This window comes from Vibrio orientalis CIP 102891 = ATCC 33934 (assembly GCF_000176235.1).
In the GTDB taxonomy this organism is placed as follows: Bacteria; Pseudomonadota; Gammaproteobacteria; order Enterobacterales; family Vibrionaceae; genus Vibrio; species Vibrio orientalis.
In genome coordinates, this window is sequence record NZ_ACZV01000005.1 from 1,621,941 (window position 1) to 1,639,602 (window position 17,662).

General features: G+C 42.9%; 15 protein-coding genes, 1 tRNA gene and 1 pseudogene. 8 read left to right on the forward strand and 9 right to left on the reverse strand.

The annotated features are described in order from the left end of the window. Window positions 1-47 precede the first annotated feature (47 nt). Genes fadA through VIA_RS17995 form a run of 3 tightly spaced genes read right to left on the reverse strand, consistent with a single transcriptional unit; the run spans window position 48 to window position 4,699 of the window. A complete protein-coding gene (gene fadA, locus VIA_RS17985) occupies window positions 48-1,208 on the reverse strand; it encodes an acetyl-CoA C-acyltransferase FadA (protein WP_004414821.1) in 1,161 nt (386 codons plus the stop codon). Between the two features lie 19 nt (window positions 1,209-1,227). Further along, window positions 1,228-3,381 carry a fatty acid oxidation complex subunit alpha FadB gene (fadB, locus tag VIA_RS17990; protein ID WP_004414822.1) on the reverse strand — a complete coding sequence of 718 codons (2,154 nt, stop codon included), beginning with the start codon at window positions 3,379-3,381 and terminating at the stop codon, window positions 1,228-1,230. Between the two features lie 10 nt (window positions 3,382-3,391). Beyond that, on the reverse strand, window positions 3,392-4,699 hold the full coding sequence (locus VIA_RS17995; RefSeq protein ID WP_004414824.1) for an acetyl-CoA hydrolase/transferase family protein: 1,308 nt from the start codon (window positions 4,697-4,699) through the stop codon (window positions 3,392-3,394). Between the two features lie 209 nt (window positions 4,700-4,908). On the opposite strand from VIA_RS17995, the gene VIA_RS21570 reads away from it, so the two are divergent. Further along, the gene (locus tag VIA_RS21570) at window positions 4,909-5,937 is read left to right on the forward strand and encodes a helix-turn-helix domain-containing protein (RefSeq protein ID WP_004414825.1); all 1,029 of its coding nucleotides are present in this window, start codon (window positions 4,909-4,911) and stop codon (window positions 5,935-5,937) included. A 195-nt stretch (window positions 5,938-6,132) separates the two neighbouring features. Here VIA_RS21570 and VIA_RS18005 read toward each other — a convergent pair. Continuing rightward, window positions 6,133-6,667 (reverse strand): annotated as a pseudogene (locus VIA_RS18005) (transposase family protein). A gap of 136 nt (window positions 6,668-6,803) precedes the next feature. After that, on the reverse strand, window positions 6,804-7,808 hold the full coding sequence (gene yejK, locus VIA_RS18010; RefSeq protein ID WP_004414829.1) for a nucleoid-associated protein YejK: 1,005 nt from the start codon (window positions 7,806-7,808) through the stop codon (window positions 6,804-6,806). 84 nt (window positions 7,809-7,892) lie between these two features. On the opposite strand from yejK, the gene VIA_RS18015 reads away from it, so the two are divergent. The 3 genes from VIA_RS18015 to VIA_RS18025 all read left to right on the forward strand — a co-directional run bounded on the left by VIA_RS18015 (window position 7,893) and on the right by VIA_RS18025 (window position 10,234). Beyond that, window positions 7,893-8,117, forward strand: a complete 225-nt coding sequence (locus VIA_RS18015; protein ID WP_004414830.1) for a YejL family protein — start codon at window positions 7,893-7,895, stop codon at window positions 8,115-8,117. A 28-nt stretch (window positions 8,118-8,145) separates the two neighbouring features. Continuing rightward, window positions 8,146-9,948 carry a DUF3413 domain-containing protein gene (locus tag VIA_RS18020; protein ID WP_004414832.1) on the forward strand — a complete coding sequence of 601 codons (1,803 nt, stop codon included), beginning with the start codon at window positions 8,146-8,148 and terminating at the stop codon, window positions 9,946-9,948. A gap of 195 nt (window positions 9,949-10,143) precedes the next feature. Next, window positions 10,144-10,234 (forward strand) — tRNA-Ser (locus tag VIA_RS18025). Window positions 10,235-10,298: 64 nt separating this feature from the next. On the opposite strand, the gene VIA_RS18030 is transcribed toward VIA_RS18025, so the two are convergent. Both VIA_RS18030 and VIA_RS18035 read right to left on the reverse strand, forming a co-directional pair. Beyond that, complete coding sequence (locus VIA_RS18030; protein WP_004414834.1) at window positions 10,299-10,781, reverse strand: NUDIX domain-containing protein; 483 nt, start codon at window positions 10,779-10,781, stop codon at window positions 10,299-10,301. A gap of 11 nt (window positions 10,782-10,792) precedes the next feature. Next, window positions 10,793-11,716, reverse strand: coding sequence for a histone deacetylase family protein (locus VIA_RS18035; protein ID WP_004414836.1), 924 nt, complete (start codon window positions 11,714-11,716; stop codon window positions 10,793-10,795). 267 nt (window positions 11,717-11,983) lie between these two features. Here VIA_RS18035 and VIA_RS18040 point away from each other — a divergent pair, with 267 nt between their 5' ends. Further along, window positions 11,984-12,667: an SDR family oxidoreductase gene (locus VIA_RS18040; RefSeq protein WP_004414838.1), complete on the forward strand. Its 684-nt coding sequence runs from the start codon at window positions 11,984-11,986 to the stop codon at window positions 12,665-12,667. Between the two features lie 47 nt (window positions 12,668-12,714). Continuing rightward, window positions 12,715-13,698, forward strand: coding sequence for a DUF3080 domain-containing protein (locus tag VIA_RS18045; RefSeq protein ID WP_004414840.1), 984 nt, complete (start codon window positions 12,715-12,717; stop codon window positions 13,696-13,698). Here VIA_RS18045 and VIA_RS18050 read toward each other — a convergent pair. Then, complete coding sequence (locus VIA_RS18050) at window positions 13,695-15,650, reverse strand: DNA topoisomerase III (RefSeq protein ID WP_004414842.1); 1,956 nt, start codon at window positions 15,648-15,650, stop codon at window positions 13,695-13,697. The two genes, VIA_RS18045 and VIA_RS18050, sit on opposite strands and share 4 nt — an antisense overlap. 104 nt (window positions 15,651-15,754) lie before the next feature. Further along, window positions 15,755-16,090: a Grx4 family monothiol glutaredoxin gene (locus VIA_RS18055; protein ID WP_004414843.1), complete on the reverse strand. Its 336-nt coding sequence runs from the start codon at window positions 16,088-16,090 to the stop codon at window positions 15,755-15,757. Window positions 16,091-16,391: 301 nt separating this feature from the next. Between VIA_RS18055 and sodB the strand changes: the two genes are divergently transcribed. Both sodB and VIA_RS18065 read left to right on the forward strand, forming a co-directional pair. After that, a complete protein-coding gene (gene sodB / locus VIA_RS18060; protein WP_004414845.1) occupies window positions 16,392-16,976 on the forward strand; it encodes a superoxide dismutase [Fe] in 585 nt (194 codons plus the stop codon). A gap of 132 nt (window positions 16,977-17,108) precedes the next feature. Next, window positions 17,109-17,612 (forward strand): VC2046/SO_2500 family protein, encoded by a 504-nt coding sequence (locus VIA_RS18065; protein WP_004414846.1) that lies wholly within the window; start codon window positions 17,109-17,111, stop codon window positions 17,610-17,612. Window positions 17,613-17,662: the final 50 nt, after the last annotated feature.

A 17,662-nucleotide genomic window follows, 5' to 3' on the forward strand; every position in this document is an offset into this window, starting at 1 on the left:
TCAACATCCATTTTAGAGATGTGGGAGTTTGGTTAATCAACTCAAAACTAGTCTATTCGTTCTATTACAGTTGCAATTCCTTGCCCCATCCCAATACACATTGACGCTAAGCCATATCGCCCATTTCTCTGTTCCATGACATTTATCAAAGTACCTACAATACGGGCGCCAGAACACCCAAGAGGGTGGCCCAAAGAAATAGCGCCTCCATGCAAGTTAACTTTAGATTCACGTTCATCCCATAGCCCTAAATCTTTCATGCAGGGAATAGCTTGAGCTGCGAACGCTTCATTTAACTCTACAAAATCAATATCATTGATCTTTAAGTTAGATTTTTCTAAAACTTTTTTAGTTGCTGGTACAGGACCATAGCCCATAATTGCAGCCGGCACACCCGCTGTCGCACAAGCTATTACTCTAGCTCGGGCTTTGATACCCAATTCTAGAGCCTTTTCTTCACTCATCACAAGTAAACAAGACGCACCGTCAGACAACGCTGAAGATGTACCTGCCGTCACTGTACCACGTGGATCAAATACTGGGCGTAATTGTGCAAGAGCCTCTACTGTCGTTTCAGGACGAATAACTTCATCCTGTGCTACCAAAAATGGACTACCGTTTTCATCATGTCCCATTGTCGGTACGATTTCATTGTCGAATCTCCCTTCAAGCGTTGCTTTGTGCGCAAGGCGATGTGAACGAGCTCCTAATGAATCTTGTTCTTGTCGAGAAATATTGTGTTGTTTAGCTAGAGCTTCCGCAGTAAACCCCATCATCGCTGACGCTTGAGCCATATGACGATTATAACTATTCATGCTAATGCCCTTAGTCATTGGCACGTGCCCCATATGCTCAACTCCTCCAACCATAACAATTTCAGCATCACCTGCTCTAATGGCTCGAGTCGCGATATGTAAAGCATCCATTGAGGAACCACACAATCTGTTTACAGTTGTTGCGGGTACAGTTTCCGGGAACCCGGCTTGAAGCGCTGATGTGCGCGCTAAGTTAGCTCCTTGCTCCTCAGTTTGCTGAACACACCCCCAGATTACATCATCAATAGAATCTGGAGATAAGTTTGGTTGACGCTTTAGCATGTTACTCATTAAATGAGCAGATAAGTCGTCAGCACGTACGTGGCGGAAAACTCCGTTTTTTGAGCGTCCCATTGGAGTACGAATTGCATCAATAATTACTACATTTTTCATAGATTAATTTTCTCCAATATTAAGAATAAAACGTACGTTGTTGTCCTGCACGATCAATCAAGCTCTGAGGAATTTGGTATAACGGGCCTAAATGAACATATTTCTTCGCAATTTCAAGTAAGTTAGCTGCACCAATCGTATCCATATAGTAGAAAAGACCGCCGCGGAATGGAGGAAAACCTGTACCATATACAAAGGCAATATCAGCTTCCTGTGGTGAAGAAATAATCCCCTCATCTAAACAGATGATGGCTTCATACATCATTGGAAGCATCATTCGCCATTGAACATCTTCACTCGACATTTCTGTTGGCTGCGAACAATGCTTAGCGAATAACTTTTGAGTATCTGCACTTGCTGCAGGCTTCAAATGCCCTTTTCTATTTTTTGAATACTGGAAGAAACCATGCTGAGTTTTTTGTCCTAGTTGACCAGAAGCGTTAAGCAAACCGATAATATTTATTTCAGGTTTACTTAGGCGTTCTGGGAAAGCTTCGTCCATAACATCAATACAATGCGACGCTGTGTCTAAGCCGATAACATCAAGCAAAGTGGCTGGCCCCATTGGCCATCCGAACCCTTTACTCAAAACGTTGTCAATAGCAAATACATCTCCGCCATCAACAACTAGTTGGTTAAATGCTAAGAAATAAGGTGTTAGGCATCGGTTAATTAAGAAACCAGCACAATCATTCACTACAATCGGTGTTTTACCTAACTGAAGAACATAATTAACGGCCTTAGCGATTGTATCTTGCGATGTTTTCTCACCGCGAATAACCTCAACTAAAGGCATCTTGTGCACTGGGTTAAAGAAGTGAATACCACAGAAATTCTCTGGTTTTTTAAGAGCGTTAGCTAGACCACTGATCATTAATGTTGAAGTATTTGAGGCGATCACTGCATTCGGTGCAGCGCTTTCAACTTGAGCCAACACTTTCTCTTTTACAACTGGGTTTTCAACAACTGCTTCGATAAGTAAATCACAACTGTCAAGTACAGCATCATGCAAAGTCGGTACGATACGATTAAGAGTTTCGCCCATATTCTTAAGTGTTTTACGGCCACGTTCGACTTGCTTAGAAAGCAAACTATTCGCTTCATTTAGACCAAGAGCAAGTCCCTGCTTGTTGATGTCTTTCATCACTACATCAATGCGACTATCAGCAGTTACATAAGCAATACCCCCCCCCATTATACCTGCACCGATCACACCAACTTCTTCGGTTTTATTGCTTGTTTTCGCGGTCTGTTTTGCTAAGTTTTTGACTGCCATATCACTGATAAAAATATTGACTAAAGCATCAGCGACACCACTTTCCACACACTTAACCACACTGGATGTCTCAATTGCCAATGCTTCATTTCGCTTACAACGAGCACTTTTCTCAATCGTATCCAAAATTAAGTTAGGGGCTGGATAATGTGGCCCTGCAACTTTTGCTACCATACCACGTGCAACATTCACCGACATCGCTAGCTCATAGTCGTTAAGTAGTAGCGGCTGTCTTTTCTCGTCTTGCTTCTGACGCCAATCCAAGTTACCAGCCACGGCATCACGAACTACCTGAACAGCTTGCTTTACTGCTTCAACTGGATCTTCTGAAGCGACTCCATCTACTACATGGTCTGCTATGGCTTTATCTGTCCTAAAGTTTTTACCGCTAGTTAACCAAGTCATAGCTGTATCTACGCCAGCAATACGTGGTAAGCGAGTAGCGCCCCCCCATCCTGGTAGGATGCCTAACTTCACTTCAGGTAAACTAATTTTTGCGTTTGGTGTCGCTAGTCTATATTCACAAAGTAGAGTGAGTTCAACCCCCCCACCAGCGGCTACCCCATTGATAACCGCTACTTTAGGTAAATTTAGATCTTCTATACGATTATATATTGAATGTACCCAGCCCAGATAACCTTCTACCGCAGAAGCACCGCCTGTAAACAAATCGCGAAATGCTTTAACATCCGCGCCAGCACTAAATAGTTTCTTGGCAGAGCGGATGATTAAACCAGATGCCTCCGTTAATTCAATTTTAGTAACACATGCTTCAAGCTCTACAAGGGCTTCTTTACGTAAAGTATTTACTGAGTCGTTACGGGCATCGAATACTAATTCGATGATATCGGTTTCACCTGAAACTCGATTGAGTTGAAAAAATTGACCTTCAAACATAATTTCTCTCTCACTTAATTAAGCCAAGCTTGATTGCTTCATCCGTTAATGATTCACGGAAATCAGGATGTGCGATTCTGATTAATGCTTTCGCTCTTTCTGACGTTGATAAAGCTCTTAAATCCTCAGAACCGAATTCTGTCGCAACTACATGTGTATCGTTACGCGGCGTGGTAATAGGAGTACCCGTAGGAAGATCAACGCGAATATTTGACTCTAAACCATCATTCCCTTCTCTTGTTGATGCTAGAGCTAATATGCTGATTCCTCCTGTTGCCATATTTGCACCACGAATAAAATCGAGCTGCCCACCTGAACCAGAAATTTGCGTAAAACCAACACCTTCTGAGGCTACCTGGCCAACAAGATCGACCATAATACAGGTATTGATTGAGGCGAAGTTATCATTTTTAGCCACTTCATTAGGGTTGACAACCTTATGAATTTCCCCCATTTCTACATCAGTGTTACCATCTAAAAAGTCCATAACTTCTTGTGAGCCACCGGCAAAAGCCGTTACAATCTTATTTGGTTTATGGTTTTTCTCACTTCCAGTCACGGAACCTGATTTACATAGGGCCATCAATGATTCTGTAAACATTTCGGTATGAATACCTAAGTTTTTATGCTCTTTTAGTGCCATTCCCATTGCATTAGAAATAGTACCGATACCTATTTGTATCGTCATTCCATCTTTTATGTATGGCGTAACATGAGTAGCAATCTGATTTTCAAGCTCAGTAGGCTGACCTGCAGATGGTGAAGCAATTGGATGGTCTCCTTCGATTAAGAAGTCAACATCATCCACATGATGCATATTTTCAATATTGCCAATAAATGGCTGATACTTATTAACAACGAAAATAACCTTATCTGCGTATTTAAGAGCTTCTTTATTACCTACGCCACCACACGCGCCTAGGCTCATATAGCCTTGTTCATTTGGCGGAGTTGCTTCAATCACTACAACGTTTGGTTGTAGTCGAGTAAGAATTTGATCAATGTTTGAAAAATGGAAGTTAATTATTTCGACATTACCTCCATTTTGGCATTTACGCTCTAATGGCCCCATAAATAAGCTGAAATGACGAAGATTTTTTTTATATTGTGGTTTAAGGAATTCATACGGCGCGGTCATCAGTCCCGTGTATATTTCACCCCCTTCAAAGCGTGTAAGATGCTTATCAAGTTCACGAAGAAATAGAACTGGATTTGATAAAAAACCACCAGCCCAAATTTTATCACCAGACTCCAACTCATCAACCGCTGATGCTACAGTGATAAGCTTATCTTGGTATAGTTCTTGCCATTTTTTCATACTGCGCTCTCTTTACAAAATCAGATAATTCCTTAGTGGCAAGAATAATCTGATTTGCTCAATTGTAAGATACGAGGTATACCGTTACCTCACTTGCCATCATAATGACAAGCGGCGCTCAAACTTTGCATTTTAGGACAAGTGATTTCCATATTTAATCAAAGAACAAAATTGCGTTTTGCATCACATTTATAATATTGTTGGACTCTATGAACAAACCCAAACCGGAACTTAACAAGACAGTTACTCTACATAAAGGTTGGGCATCGTTATACTCTGCTGCTCAAAAACAACTGGGAATTCCCTCCACTCATAGGAAAGATAATTTAATCCTCAATGATAGATTGGACTTAAACGAGCTAAGAAGAGAGCTGTATTATCTGACTCAACAAAATGGGGGGGAACTTTTTCCTATCGCATGTGCACAACATGTCGGCCCACTAACGTTTGGCGCTTTCAGCACCGCATTATGGACCGCTTCAAACCTAAATACCGCACTACAAATAATCGCTGAACATTCAATCATCATAAGCTCAGCAATTAAGCTAGAGCTGCATTATGACAATTTAGGAAATGTTGAAGTTTGGATTATGGACTACGAAACTCTGGCGGAAAAGCGCGTTACATACTTAGGGAGAACATTGTATATCGCAACTCTAGTCCAAATAGTCCAATCTATTGCAATGAACAAAACATGTGAAGTCCAAATCAAACTGACCAATCAATTAGGTACTGAGTCGTCATTATCAATGCTTCAACTTATGAACAATACTTTAGTGGAGGCTAATCATCCATTGAACAAAATTTGTATCAAGAAACAAAACCTTTGGTCTAATAATATTCATTATGATACGGAGCTCCATTACGCTGCACTAAACCTTGTACGTAAACAAGCAGAAACCCTTAAAAAAAATGATCTAATACTCAAAATTTATAATATCTTAAATGAATTAGACAACTTATCACAAGTGAGTGCTAACTCCATTTCCAAGGCTCTTTATATCAACGTGAGGACACTCAACCGAAAACTCTCACAAATGAACACAAGCTATCGCGGAATTATTGAGGGGTATAGAAAAGAAAAAGCGCTACATCTCCTGCAAAGTTCCAGCAGCAATATAACCGAAGTCGCTTTTCAACTAGGTTATGCAGATCTAAGCTCCTTCTCTCGTGCATTTAAACGTTGGACAGGTACTAGCCCAATGCAAATAAAACCATCTTCACTGACTAAAAAATAACAATTCTGCAGTAATAGCCATACTTGCTACTCCCACTCTCAAAGGTTGTACTATTAGTTTGGTACAACGACGCTAGAAGGGAGGTGCATCCATCACATCAATGAACTCCAAATACTCGAGTTGGCAGGTTTCTAGGGAGTGTTGAACGCATTTGGGCCAGCAATACATCGGCAGCCACATTAACACAAATGCCAACTATATCATGCTAACATAAATTCTATCTAGCTTGTCATATCCAGTTGGAATAGCTCGATAATATTTAAGTCTTGCAAACACATTTTCAACCGACTGTCGGTATTTATATAAACACCAGTCCATACTTGCTTTGTCAATATCCTGACCATAGTTACGTTTGGCAATCACAGGCACTCCACCACGTTCGCGAACAACATCATGTCGTTGCCCCTTGGATAAGTCAAAAACAATCGGTAGTCCTCCACTATCTACAGCTAAGTGAATTTTGGTTGAGTTGCCCCTGCGACTTTTCCTATTTGCTCTGAGCTTTCAGTAGCAGCACCTGTGCTATGCTGATCCGCTCGAACTATAGAACCATCAAGAAAGACCCACTCGAACTCAGATGGTAGATCTCGCCAAGGAATACTTGTTCTCATTCGATAAAGTATTTCTTCAAATGTCATTCGATGTACAGCTTTATCGTAAATACGACCAGTACTTTTCATAATTTGAAGTAGCAGTTCCCATCGAATATAAGTAGCCTTGTTCTTGGCATGATATTGGTTATGATTTACTTTTGGCGAAGCAAATTATAACTCTTTATCATGCTGTTCAAAAACACTCATAAAAGAGCAACACGCGCTAATAGCTAATAATGGTCAGCAATAATCTACTGACCACAATTTTTGTTATTAACCTCGATTTTGGCTCAACTGGTCTTTTAGATTCGGCGGTGTGCCCTTGATTGTCAGTGTGTCTGTTTCTGGATCGTAAAAAATACGCTCACCCAGAAGCATGCTATCAAAGCTCACATTAAGACCACCACCAGCGCCAACATATTTAGTCAACTTCCGTACAGCGGTTCGGTCACCCGGAAAACTCTCTTCTAGCTCATAGCCTTGCTCTTGAGTGTAATCCAAGAAGCTGGTGCCATCTTGCGATGGAGGAAGCTCACCAGACAGTTCACGCACTTGAACTTCATCGCCTGATTTGATCTGTTCATTACAGTAATCTGCCACTTGTTTTTTGTAGCTAATTACTTCGTCTTTTTCTAGTTTGGAATCAGCACAAAAATCGTCGACTGCTTGCATCAATACTTGGTTTTGCTGCTTCGTATCTAGACCGACTTCGGCCTGTAAGAAGTCCAAGAAGAAATCGGCAACTTTACGTCCGACGCGCCCTTTGATGTAAGCAAGGTAACGATTAGACTCTTTGTCTGTTTCATAGCTTGTTAAATCAATTCGAGCAGCGATGTCCATCTTGCTTAAATCAAGATAATCAGTCGCACTAATATCGAGACCTTCAGTCACTTTCAAACTTTGGTTCGATGGAATGATTGCAACGAAAAGGTAATCTGTTGCCAGTGACTGATACTCGGCGATAACGAGTATGCCTTCATCGGCAAATGGATATTTTGCTAGCTCATCTCTCAGTCGGTTTGCACTGGACTGTGAGAAATCATAGAAATTTTTATTTCCTTGACGTAAATCTTGCAACCAGTGTTGAAATTCACTGTCAGACTTGAAAGAACCAAAGCCCTTACCCGCTTTCGAATTGAAGACACGGTGAAGCTCTGCCACAAGATTTTCAGTAGAAGCATCATTAGTTAGCGACTCGGAACGGAAATTTACAACCAGTTCTTCTGAATCGTTTTTTTGCAGTTGATGCAAGATAACATTAGAAAGGTGAAGGCTCATGATGAAATTTATCGCTGCGTAGGTTTCAGTTGCGTGGCATTGTAGGTTATCATAAGCCGCTTTACTATCATCATTAGAGTCTTTATGCCGATTACATCTAAATACAGCGACGAACAAGTAGAACTGATCCTTACTGAAGTAGCCGCAGTACTTGAAAAACATTCAGCTGGTCCTGAACTTGCATTAATGATTGCTGGCAATATCGCAACCAATGTCTTAAATCATGACGTTGCCGCTTCACAACGTAAGGCAATTGCTGAAAAATTTGCAGAAGCGCTTGTATCTTCAGTTGAAGACAAAAAACACTAAAAATAATAACGGATAATAGAACAATTACATGGTCGATAACGTAAATACATACGGCGAACGCGTATCACGCTTAGTAGGTTGGGGACATTGGTTTTCATTCTTCAACATTATAGCGGCGATGTTAATCGGAACCCGTTATATCACCCAGTCTCCGTGGCCAGAAACCCTATTGGGGCAATTCTATTTGGCGGCATCTTGGGTTGGTCATTTTGGCTTCCTTGTATTTGCACTTTATTTACTGGTTCTATTCCCGCTCACCTTTATCATACCGTCACGCAAGCTCTTTCGTTTGGTGGCGGTTTGTTTTGCTACCGTTGGGCTAACTGTACTTCTGATTGATACTCAAGCGTATCAAACCATCAACTTGCACCTAACCCCAGTAGTCTGGGAAGTGCTGTTTAGTGATGAAAGCTCAAACATTAGCGCTGACTTACAGCACCTATTCATTGTGCTTCCTCTTATCTTCCTACTTCAGCTTGCGCTGTCAGAGTGGGTATGGAGAAAGCAACGTAAACTGTCGCACAAACATGTCGGTCGCCCAATTGCTGCCTTGTTCTTTATCAGCTTTATCACCAGCCATTTAATTTATGTTTGGGCCGACGCGCACTTTTACAGCCCAATTACGGCGCAAAAAGCCAACTTCCCACTCTCTTATCCTATGACCGCTAAGTCGTTTATGGAAAGACACGGCCTATTGGATCGTGATGAGTACCTAGAGCGCTTAGAGCAAAGTAAAGGCGATGCGGAACTGGTTCAATACCCACTAGAACGTATTGAGTTTAATCGCCGTTCAAATCCATTAAACATCCTTGTTGTCAGCATCAATAACTTGCGCTCAGATGCCCTGAATGCCGAGTCAATGCCTGCAACATATCAATTCGCGCAAAATAACCTCAGCTTCAATAACCACTTTAGTTCGAGCAACGATTCCTATGGGGTGTTTGGCTTGTTCTATGGTTTACCAAGTAGCTACTCTTCTAGCATTCAAACTCAAGGCTCTCGCCCTATTCTTATCGATACCTTGAAAGAGAAAGAGTACCAATTCGGCCTATTTAGTGGTGACAATTTCGATGAGCCACTTTATGGCGAAACGGTGTTCCGCGGCATGAACTTTACGGGCATTGCCTTTAATGATCGCACGTCTGCAGACTCACAAGCGATTGACGCTTGGGCTAACTGGGCAACAGAGCAAGGCAAAAACCCTTGGTTTAGTTATCTCGAGCTCACGACGGTAGACAACTTTAGTGCTTACCCTACAACGCAAGCCCAAACAGCCGCAGAGAAGCTTAAAGAAGGCTACTTTGAATCTGTCAGTGAGGCGGATAACGAGATCGCGCAGCTACTCCAAAAAATCGCAGAGCTTGAGCTTTCCGAATCAACAGTGATTGTTATTACTTCAAACCATGCCACTGAGTTCAATGAGAGTAAGACCAACAGCTGGGGTTCAAACACCAACTACAGTCGCTACCAACTTCAAGTACCTATGATTATCCATTGGCCAGGTACAGTGGCTGGCGAATACCAGCACCGCACCAGTCACTTAGATCTATCAGTGACTCTATTACAAGATCTACTCGGTGTTTCATCAAACCCTTCAGATTTTAGCAGCGGCCGAAACCTATTTGATGAAAGCAAACGCCGTTGGATCCTAGCGGGTGATGCTCGTGAGCTTGCGCTTATTACCAATAAGAATACAACCGTGATTGATAAGTTTGGTAACTACAAGTTGTATGACCAAGACTATCATCGCTTGAAAGATCAGAACCCAACGCTTCCAGTATTGATGCAAGGGTTAACCGAACTGCAGCGATTCTACGTTAAGAGTAACTAATTCATATTGTTACGCCTGACAATCGATATATAAAAAAGAGAGCTAAGGCTCTCTTTTTTAGTATTTACCCGCCTTAAAAGCACAAGAAACAACCACCTAATTAACTTTTTTACGTTAAGTGCTCATTATTAAAGCAAACAATAAAATTAGGGGTTTACAAGCTTTCGTAAGCCTTATATTATTCGCGTCAACAACGGAGAGATGGCTGAGTGGTTGAAAGCACCGGTCTTGAAAACCGGCATACGTTAATAGCGTATCTAGGGTTCAAATCCCTATCTCTCCGCCACATTTAGAAAAAGGCCGCTAAGAAATTAGCGGCCTTTTTCGTTTTCACACCCAGTAAAAATAGTTCAAAGATGGTTAATGTGTTCAAACTGCCCTTGGACATAGCTGCCTAAATGAGTGGAAAAATGTTGTGTCTCAATCAAATCAATCAGTTTGTTTTTTAACTCGGTAGGATAGATTCTCTTGTCGGCCAACTGAGGGATCGGGACCCATTCAACTGATTGGATGTAACCTTCGTCATTCAGTCCTTTTAAGTTCTCTAGGTGAGGCGTGCCGAGAAAGCTATCAATCATATAGAAAAACTCAGCATGATAACGCTCGGTATGTGTCTCAAGAAACTCTCTCACACAAATCAGCTCTCCCGCTTGAACATCAATACCTGCCTCTTCTTTAAACTCTCGAACTACACAAGCTCTTGAGCTGTGATCGCTCGGCTCCATTCCACCTCCGGGCGGTACCCAATACTCACCACTGAAGTCCTTCACTCGGAGTAACAACATTGCGCCATCTTTTATTAAGATACCCGCTGCACGAATACGATGTTCCATGAATCTTCCTTCTAACGTCCATAGACTTTAAGCGCTGCACGAATCAGTTGCATGTGGATTGGGATCAGTTCTTCATGCTGACTGCGATAACCACCACCAACGACACATGCGATAGGCAGTTGCTTCCGCTTCGCTAACTCAAACATAAACTCATCACGTTTATAGATCGCTTCACTTGATACACTTAAATAGCCTAGCTCATCATCCTTATGAATATCGACTCCTGCGTCATAAAGAATGAGATCAGGTTGATGAAGATTGACCGCCATCTCAACAACAGAAGTAAATGTCTCTAGAAATTCATCATCACCGCTCTCTCTTGCTAAAGGCACATCGAGATCGGACTGAGGCTTTCTTGCTGGGAAATTCTTATCACAATGGAAAGATAAGGTTACGATACTCGCGTCATCGGCACATAGTGTCGCCGTGCCATCACCATGGTGAACGTCACTATCCACGATCAGGACTTTATCTATATCATCAATTGTCAGAGCTCTCTTCGCTGCCAGCACTAAATCATTGACTAAACAGAAACCGCTGCCAAAGTCATGGTGAGCATGGTGGTAACCACCGCTTAGATGAATCGCAATACCATGTTCAACTGATTGATTGACCGTTTCACACGTACCACCAGCCGATGTGAGCGTTCTGGTAATCAGTGTTTCGCTCCATGGAAAACCTATTCGTCTCATTTTAGGTGCAGGCAGCGTGCCGGAGAAAAGTAAGTCAATATATTCTTGGCAATGCACTTGGGTCACAGCTTGCCGATCCAACATAGAAGGCACAACATGCGTAAATTGCTCCTGCCAAGCAGCATTGGCATTAATTTCACTGTTTATCGCATCATGGAGTAAACGATATTTATTGATTGGGTAACGATGCCCTTCTGGAAGGGGTAACTCCGAATAGATTGAATGATAAATCAACGGGATCATAATGCACTAAAACCAAACTAAGATGGAGTTATGGTATCAGCTTGTATATTGATTTCAAAAACAGTTAAATGAAATTAATTATCACTACCATTTAACTGTTACTATGTCTAAAACTACGCTGTTGTTATTCTTTGGAGCTATCTCAGGCTCATTGGTCGCCATTAGCTTATTTTCCATCATGCTATTTTGTTCATGGTGGCTAGTTGATTTTGTCGTACTCACTTAGCAAACTAAGTTAACTATTTTATTTTTCGAAAGGAATTTACCATGAAGACCGTTCTTATCACTGGCGCAAACCGTGGTATTGGTTTGAGTTTGACGAAGCTCTATCTCGCACAAGGCTGGCACGTTCATGCGACCTATCGCAATGCTGGTGGCTCGTCTGAGTTACTACAATTAGCATCGGCAGAACAACTAGAATGCCATCAAGTTGATATCACCGATTATCCAGCTATTACGGAGCTCGCGTCTCAACTCCCGGCCATCGACCTATTGATCAATAACGCCGGTTACTATGGCCCTAAAGGATACGATTTTGGGAATACTGACGTGGAAGAGTGGCGAAAAGTCTTCGAGATTAATGCTATTGCTCCTTTAAAGCTGGTCGAAGCATTTGCACCAAACCTCCGTCAGGGCTCACTTAAGAAGGTGGCCTGCTTATCGTCAAAAGTAGGTAGCATGACTGAAAACACTTCGGGTGGCGGCTATATTTATCGCTCTTCGAAGGCCGCATTAAACTCTGTGGTGAAAAGCCTCAGTAACGATCTAACAGAACAAGGGTTTACTGTTTTAGCTCTGCATCCTGGTTGGGTCCAAACTGAAATGGGTGGACCGAATGCTTTGATTGATACCCAAACCTCTGCAAATGGTCTAAGCCAAGTCATTGAAAATGCGGAACAAGCTCAAAGTGGCAAGTTCATCAACTATGATGGTAGTGAACTCCCTTGGTGATGCTACGTAAATAGAACTATACCAGTCTAGGAACTTACTCTATTACGATGCCCATTGTACGTACAATACTTGGTTTGATATGCGTCATACAAGCCTTAACAGGTTGCAAAAGCGACTCACCTAGCCGCTTTTTTGCAACCTACTCTGATCGGGTCACTAACGTTCTCGATGCTGCTGACATCACTCAAGAGATCTCTATCTCCCAACTACCACGTAAACGGGAATTGTATCTAACGATTCCGCCTATCACACTCGGATTACTCGATAGTTATCAGCTGCGTCAGTGTGGGCTTTTTCAGCTAATTGCCGAGAAGAATTCCGTATTAGGTAAAGTGGCCGATGAATTCAGCAATTATGACTACCAATCAGCATTACTCAAAGGCCTAACGAGGTGCATAGGTGATCCGAATATCGATAGCCAGCTCAAACCTACCTTGACTGGCATTAGAAAAGAAAAGCGGGAACAGTTGGATATGCATCAATGGAACTTGCTTTATACCAGTGATGCGATGCAAGCTCAGTTGAAAGGGACTAGCCTGCTAACGGATGGAATGAGCGAGCAGGTACAGCAAGTGTCAAACGCTTTGACTCAACTGAATCAAGCGTTCCACTCTGCGTCAGAACAATCAAACGTAATAGAGACTCAAGAAACGCTCGAAAAGATCGCTGTAGTGGGTAACCTCTACTACTCTTTGGCCTATTCAGCTGCTCAGCTTTCGTTGATAACAAAACAATTGAACCATAACGATCATAAAGTTATCTGTGCCCCGCAAAGAGACACCACCCGATTTAAATATTTAAACAATGTCTTCGAGCAGCAGTACATCGGCAAAGTGCAACCCTATTTAGCAACGCTAGACAGCTACTATCAGCAGCTATCATTCAATCTTACTCTCTTCGCACCTCAGCCAAAACTGCACCCTTTTATCTACCCACTAGAGCAGAGCCATAATGCATTTCGCAAAGCCACGCTCGAACACATCCAATATTGGCAAGGATTGTTTAAGCGTTGTGGCCGTAAGGTCGGCTAAGAAGCTTTCTTTCGGCTCGAAGATGGCGTTTTCTTACGATATCCGCCTTTCTTTTTCTTGAACGCCGGTCGTTCTACTTTTGGTAAATGGCGCAAGGACTCTGGTACATCGCCGACTTTCACTTGACCCATCAAATTATCTATCCGAGTTTGCAACGCATGCATAAACGGGCCATAAGCTTGATTACGCTCTGCCATCCCTTGCAACTGATGCTCCCAGTGAGCGGTCATATCTGGGTAAGTTGAGTCAGATGGTAACGCGTGAATAAGACCTCTCCCGGCGGGTTTACTTAAGATAGATTTGCCTTGGCGCTGAAGTAATTGGCGTTTAAATAAGGTATCAAGAATGCCTGCTCTGGTTGCTTCTGTGCCGAGACCATCGGTCTCTTTTAAGATCTTTTTCAGTTCTTTATCTTCAACGAATCGTGCAATACCCGTCATGGCTTGCAAAAGTGTTGCTTCGGTGAAATGTTTCGGAGGTTCGGTTTTACGATCCTTAATTTCACCTTCACGACAGGTCAGAACGCTTCCTTCAGGCAATGGCGGTACCGAATCAACCCCTGAGTCTTCTTCATCCACTTTCCCCATCAACTCCTTCCACCCCGCAGAAACAAGTTGGCGCCCTTTAGCGATAAAAGTGCCGCCGGCGATATCAAACACCAGCTTAGCTTCTGCATAAACCGCCGCTGGGTAGAACTGCATTAGGTATTGGCGAGCAATCTGTTGATAGATTTTCATCTCATTACCCGACAACCCATTTACCGATGCTTTTTTAGGCGTTGGGATGATCGCATGGTGAGCATCGACTTTTTTGTCATTCCATGCTTTTGACTTCAAGCTTAAGTCAGCACCGTTAACCGCTTTACTTAGCTCATTGGCATTGTTCGCGATCGCGTCACAGACACTACCGGCTTGCGCAAAGTGCTCTTTCGGCAAGTAACGACTATCCGAACGTGGATAAGTGATCAGCTTATGTTTCTCATACAGAGATTGACAGGTATCTAGCACTTGTTGCGCGCTCAGACCGAAACGTTTTGCCGCATCAATCTGTAATGCCGAGAGTGAATACGGCAGCGGAGCAGATTGTTTAGTTTGCTTTTGCTCTGATTCAACCACCGTAGCTGGCTGATTGGCGATTCGATTGGCTACATTCTCTACCAGTTTACGATTGAGTACTCTGCCCTCTTCATCTTGATAAGGTTTACAAGCTTCACTCGGCTTCCAACGAGCACGAATATCAAAAGCACTGTTGCCATCTTGATAAGGGATCAACGCATGCAAGGTAAAGTAGTCTCGCGGGATAAAGTTCTCGATCTCTTCGTCACGCCTAACCACCAAGCCCAATACAGGCGTTTGCACTCGGCCAACCGACAATACCCCTTGATAGCCCGCTTTTTGCCCGAGTAAGGTATAAGCCCGCGACATGTTCATTCCATATAACCAGTCAGCACGAGAGCGAGCCAACGCCGACACAGACAAAGGGACAAAATCACGATTGCTGCGCATCTGATTAAGAGCACGTTTCACTGCTGGTAAGTTAAGGTCACTAATCAACAAACGCTGGGCGGCTTCTTTCTTGGTTTTGCTGACCTTGCAGTAATCGAGTACTTCATCCACCAACAGTTGCCCTTCTCGGTCTGGGTCTCCGGCATGGATAATTTGTTGGGATTCTTTCAGTAGTTTACGTACAACAGTTAACTGCTTACTGGCCGATTTGCGCGGTCTCAACTGCCACTGCTGAGGAACAATAGGCAGGTCGGCTAGATTCCACTTTTTATAGCGCTCGTCATATACATCGGGCTCCACTTGTTCTAACAAGTGACCAATACACCAAGTCACCACATCGCCATTACCGCAACGAATAAAACCTTGGTCGTTTTTCTTTGGTCCAGGTAACGCCGCAGCAATCGCGCGGCCTAAGCTAGGTTTCTCAGCAATAAATAGACGAGACATAAAATAGGGTCTGCTAGATACAATAAGGGCCACATTATCGAATGTGGCCCTTAGAAATCAAGAAAAACTGTAAATTTAAACAGTATCTTAAAATTTGAGGAGGATTACTCTTCGTCAGAACCTGCGCGCTCTGCAGCTTCTTTAACTAGTGGCTGTAGCTCACCCTTTTGGAACATTTCGATGATGATGTCACAACCACCGATGAGTTCACCTTCAACCCAAAGTTGAGGGAAAGTTGGCCACTGTGCATAAGCGGGTAGCTCTGCACGGATGTCAGGGTTCTGTAGGATATCTACATAAGCGAATTTCTCGCCACATGCCATAAGTGCTTGAGCAGCTTGAGAAGAGAAACCGCAGCTAGGTAGTTTTGGTGAACCTTTCATGTATAGAAGGATCGTGTTTTCCGCGATTTGCTGTTTGATTTTATCGATAGTTTCCATTGCTTCCTCTTTAATGGAGTTACTGCAAATATTCTGCATATTCTAAACCATTAGCACAGAATAAAAAGCCTATAATATGTATGGTTATAAATTGTGTGCGATCGTAGTTAAGTCGCCAACAAATTGTTGTCTTTTCAGATAGAAATTTACCGTCAATGCTTTTAATAAAGTAAAAACTTGATAAACTAGATGACAAGTCAGCAAATTGACCATGGTTGGCAACACGCGAGCCATGAATAATAAATATCACTGGAAGCAATCGAAAGGGCCTCCCCCTTTCATATAAATGGAGAATCGAGCAATGGCATTTGAACTACCAGCTCTTCCTTACGCGAAAGACGCACTAGAACCACACATCTCGGCAGAAACTCTAGATTTCCACCACGGTAAGCACCACAACACTTACGTTGTTAAGCTAAACGGTCTTATCCCAGGTACTGAGTTTGAAGGTAAGACTCTAGAAGAGATCGTTAAGACTTCTACTGGCGGCGTATTCAACAACGCAGCTCAAATCTGGAACCACACTTTCTACTGGCACTGTCTAGCGCCAAAAGCTGGCGGTGAGCCAACAGGTGCAGTTGCAGACGCAATCAACGCTGCTTTCGGTTCTTTCGAAGAGTTCAAAGCGAAGTTCACTGATTCTGCAATCAACAACTTCGGTTCTTCTTGGACTTGGCTAGTTAAGAAAGCTGACGGCTCTCTAGAGATCGTTAACACTTCTAACGCAGCAACTCCTCTAACTGAAGAAGGTACAACTCCACTTCTAACAGTTGACCTGTGGGAACACGCTTACTACATCGATTACCGTAACGTTCGTCCAGACTACATGAATGGTTTCTGGGCTCTAGTTAACTGGGACTTCGTTGCAGAGAACCTAGCTAAATAATCCTTCCCTATAGGATTTAAAATTTAGTCGCATAAAAAGCCAGCACTTAGCTGGCTTTTTTCATTTCTCATGCTGATTTTTCTAAAGTTTTCTACCCGTATGTCGCTATAAAAGCATCATACGAGGGGCACTATGCAAATCCATACTTTAGACAAAGCAGCCATTATTAACGAGCTTGGGTTCGGCACGGGGATCAACCACGCCGTTCACGAAGGTCGTCGCGCTGATTTTGCGCTAATTTTATCGATGTTCTCAAACGATGTTCGCGACAACACCCCTGTCGAGAAAGTCGATGAGATTGACACAACAGAACAAGCCCTCCGTAAACGATTCGAACTCCAGCCCCCTCAGGCACTACGCTCAGATCAAAGTTCGTATGAGATATCGGCGCTACAAGCATCATTATTTCATAGCTCAGGCATGCCAAGTGCGAAGCTTAGCCATTATCTAACTCCTGACGCGCTTACCTACTTGCCTGAAGAGACTCATGGCCTTCCTGAAGAGGTTTATCACAACCTATCAGGCCACCAGCGCCGTACGATGGGAGAAAAAGAACCGAAAGAGCTAATGCCGATAGACCTATATAATCAGCTGATCAAAGCTCAACGCACCTTCCAGATCCAAACCCAAGCCTAACGATCGTTTAAGATCACACTTTGACTGTCTCATTTATCGGACTTTGTCAG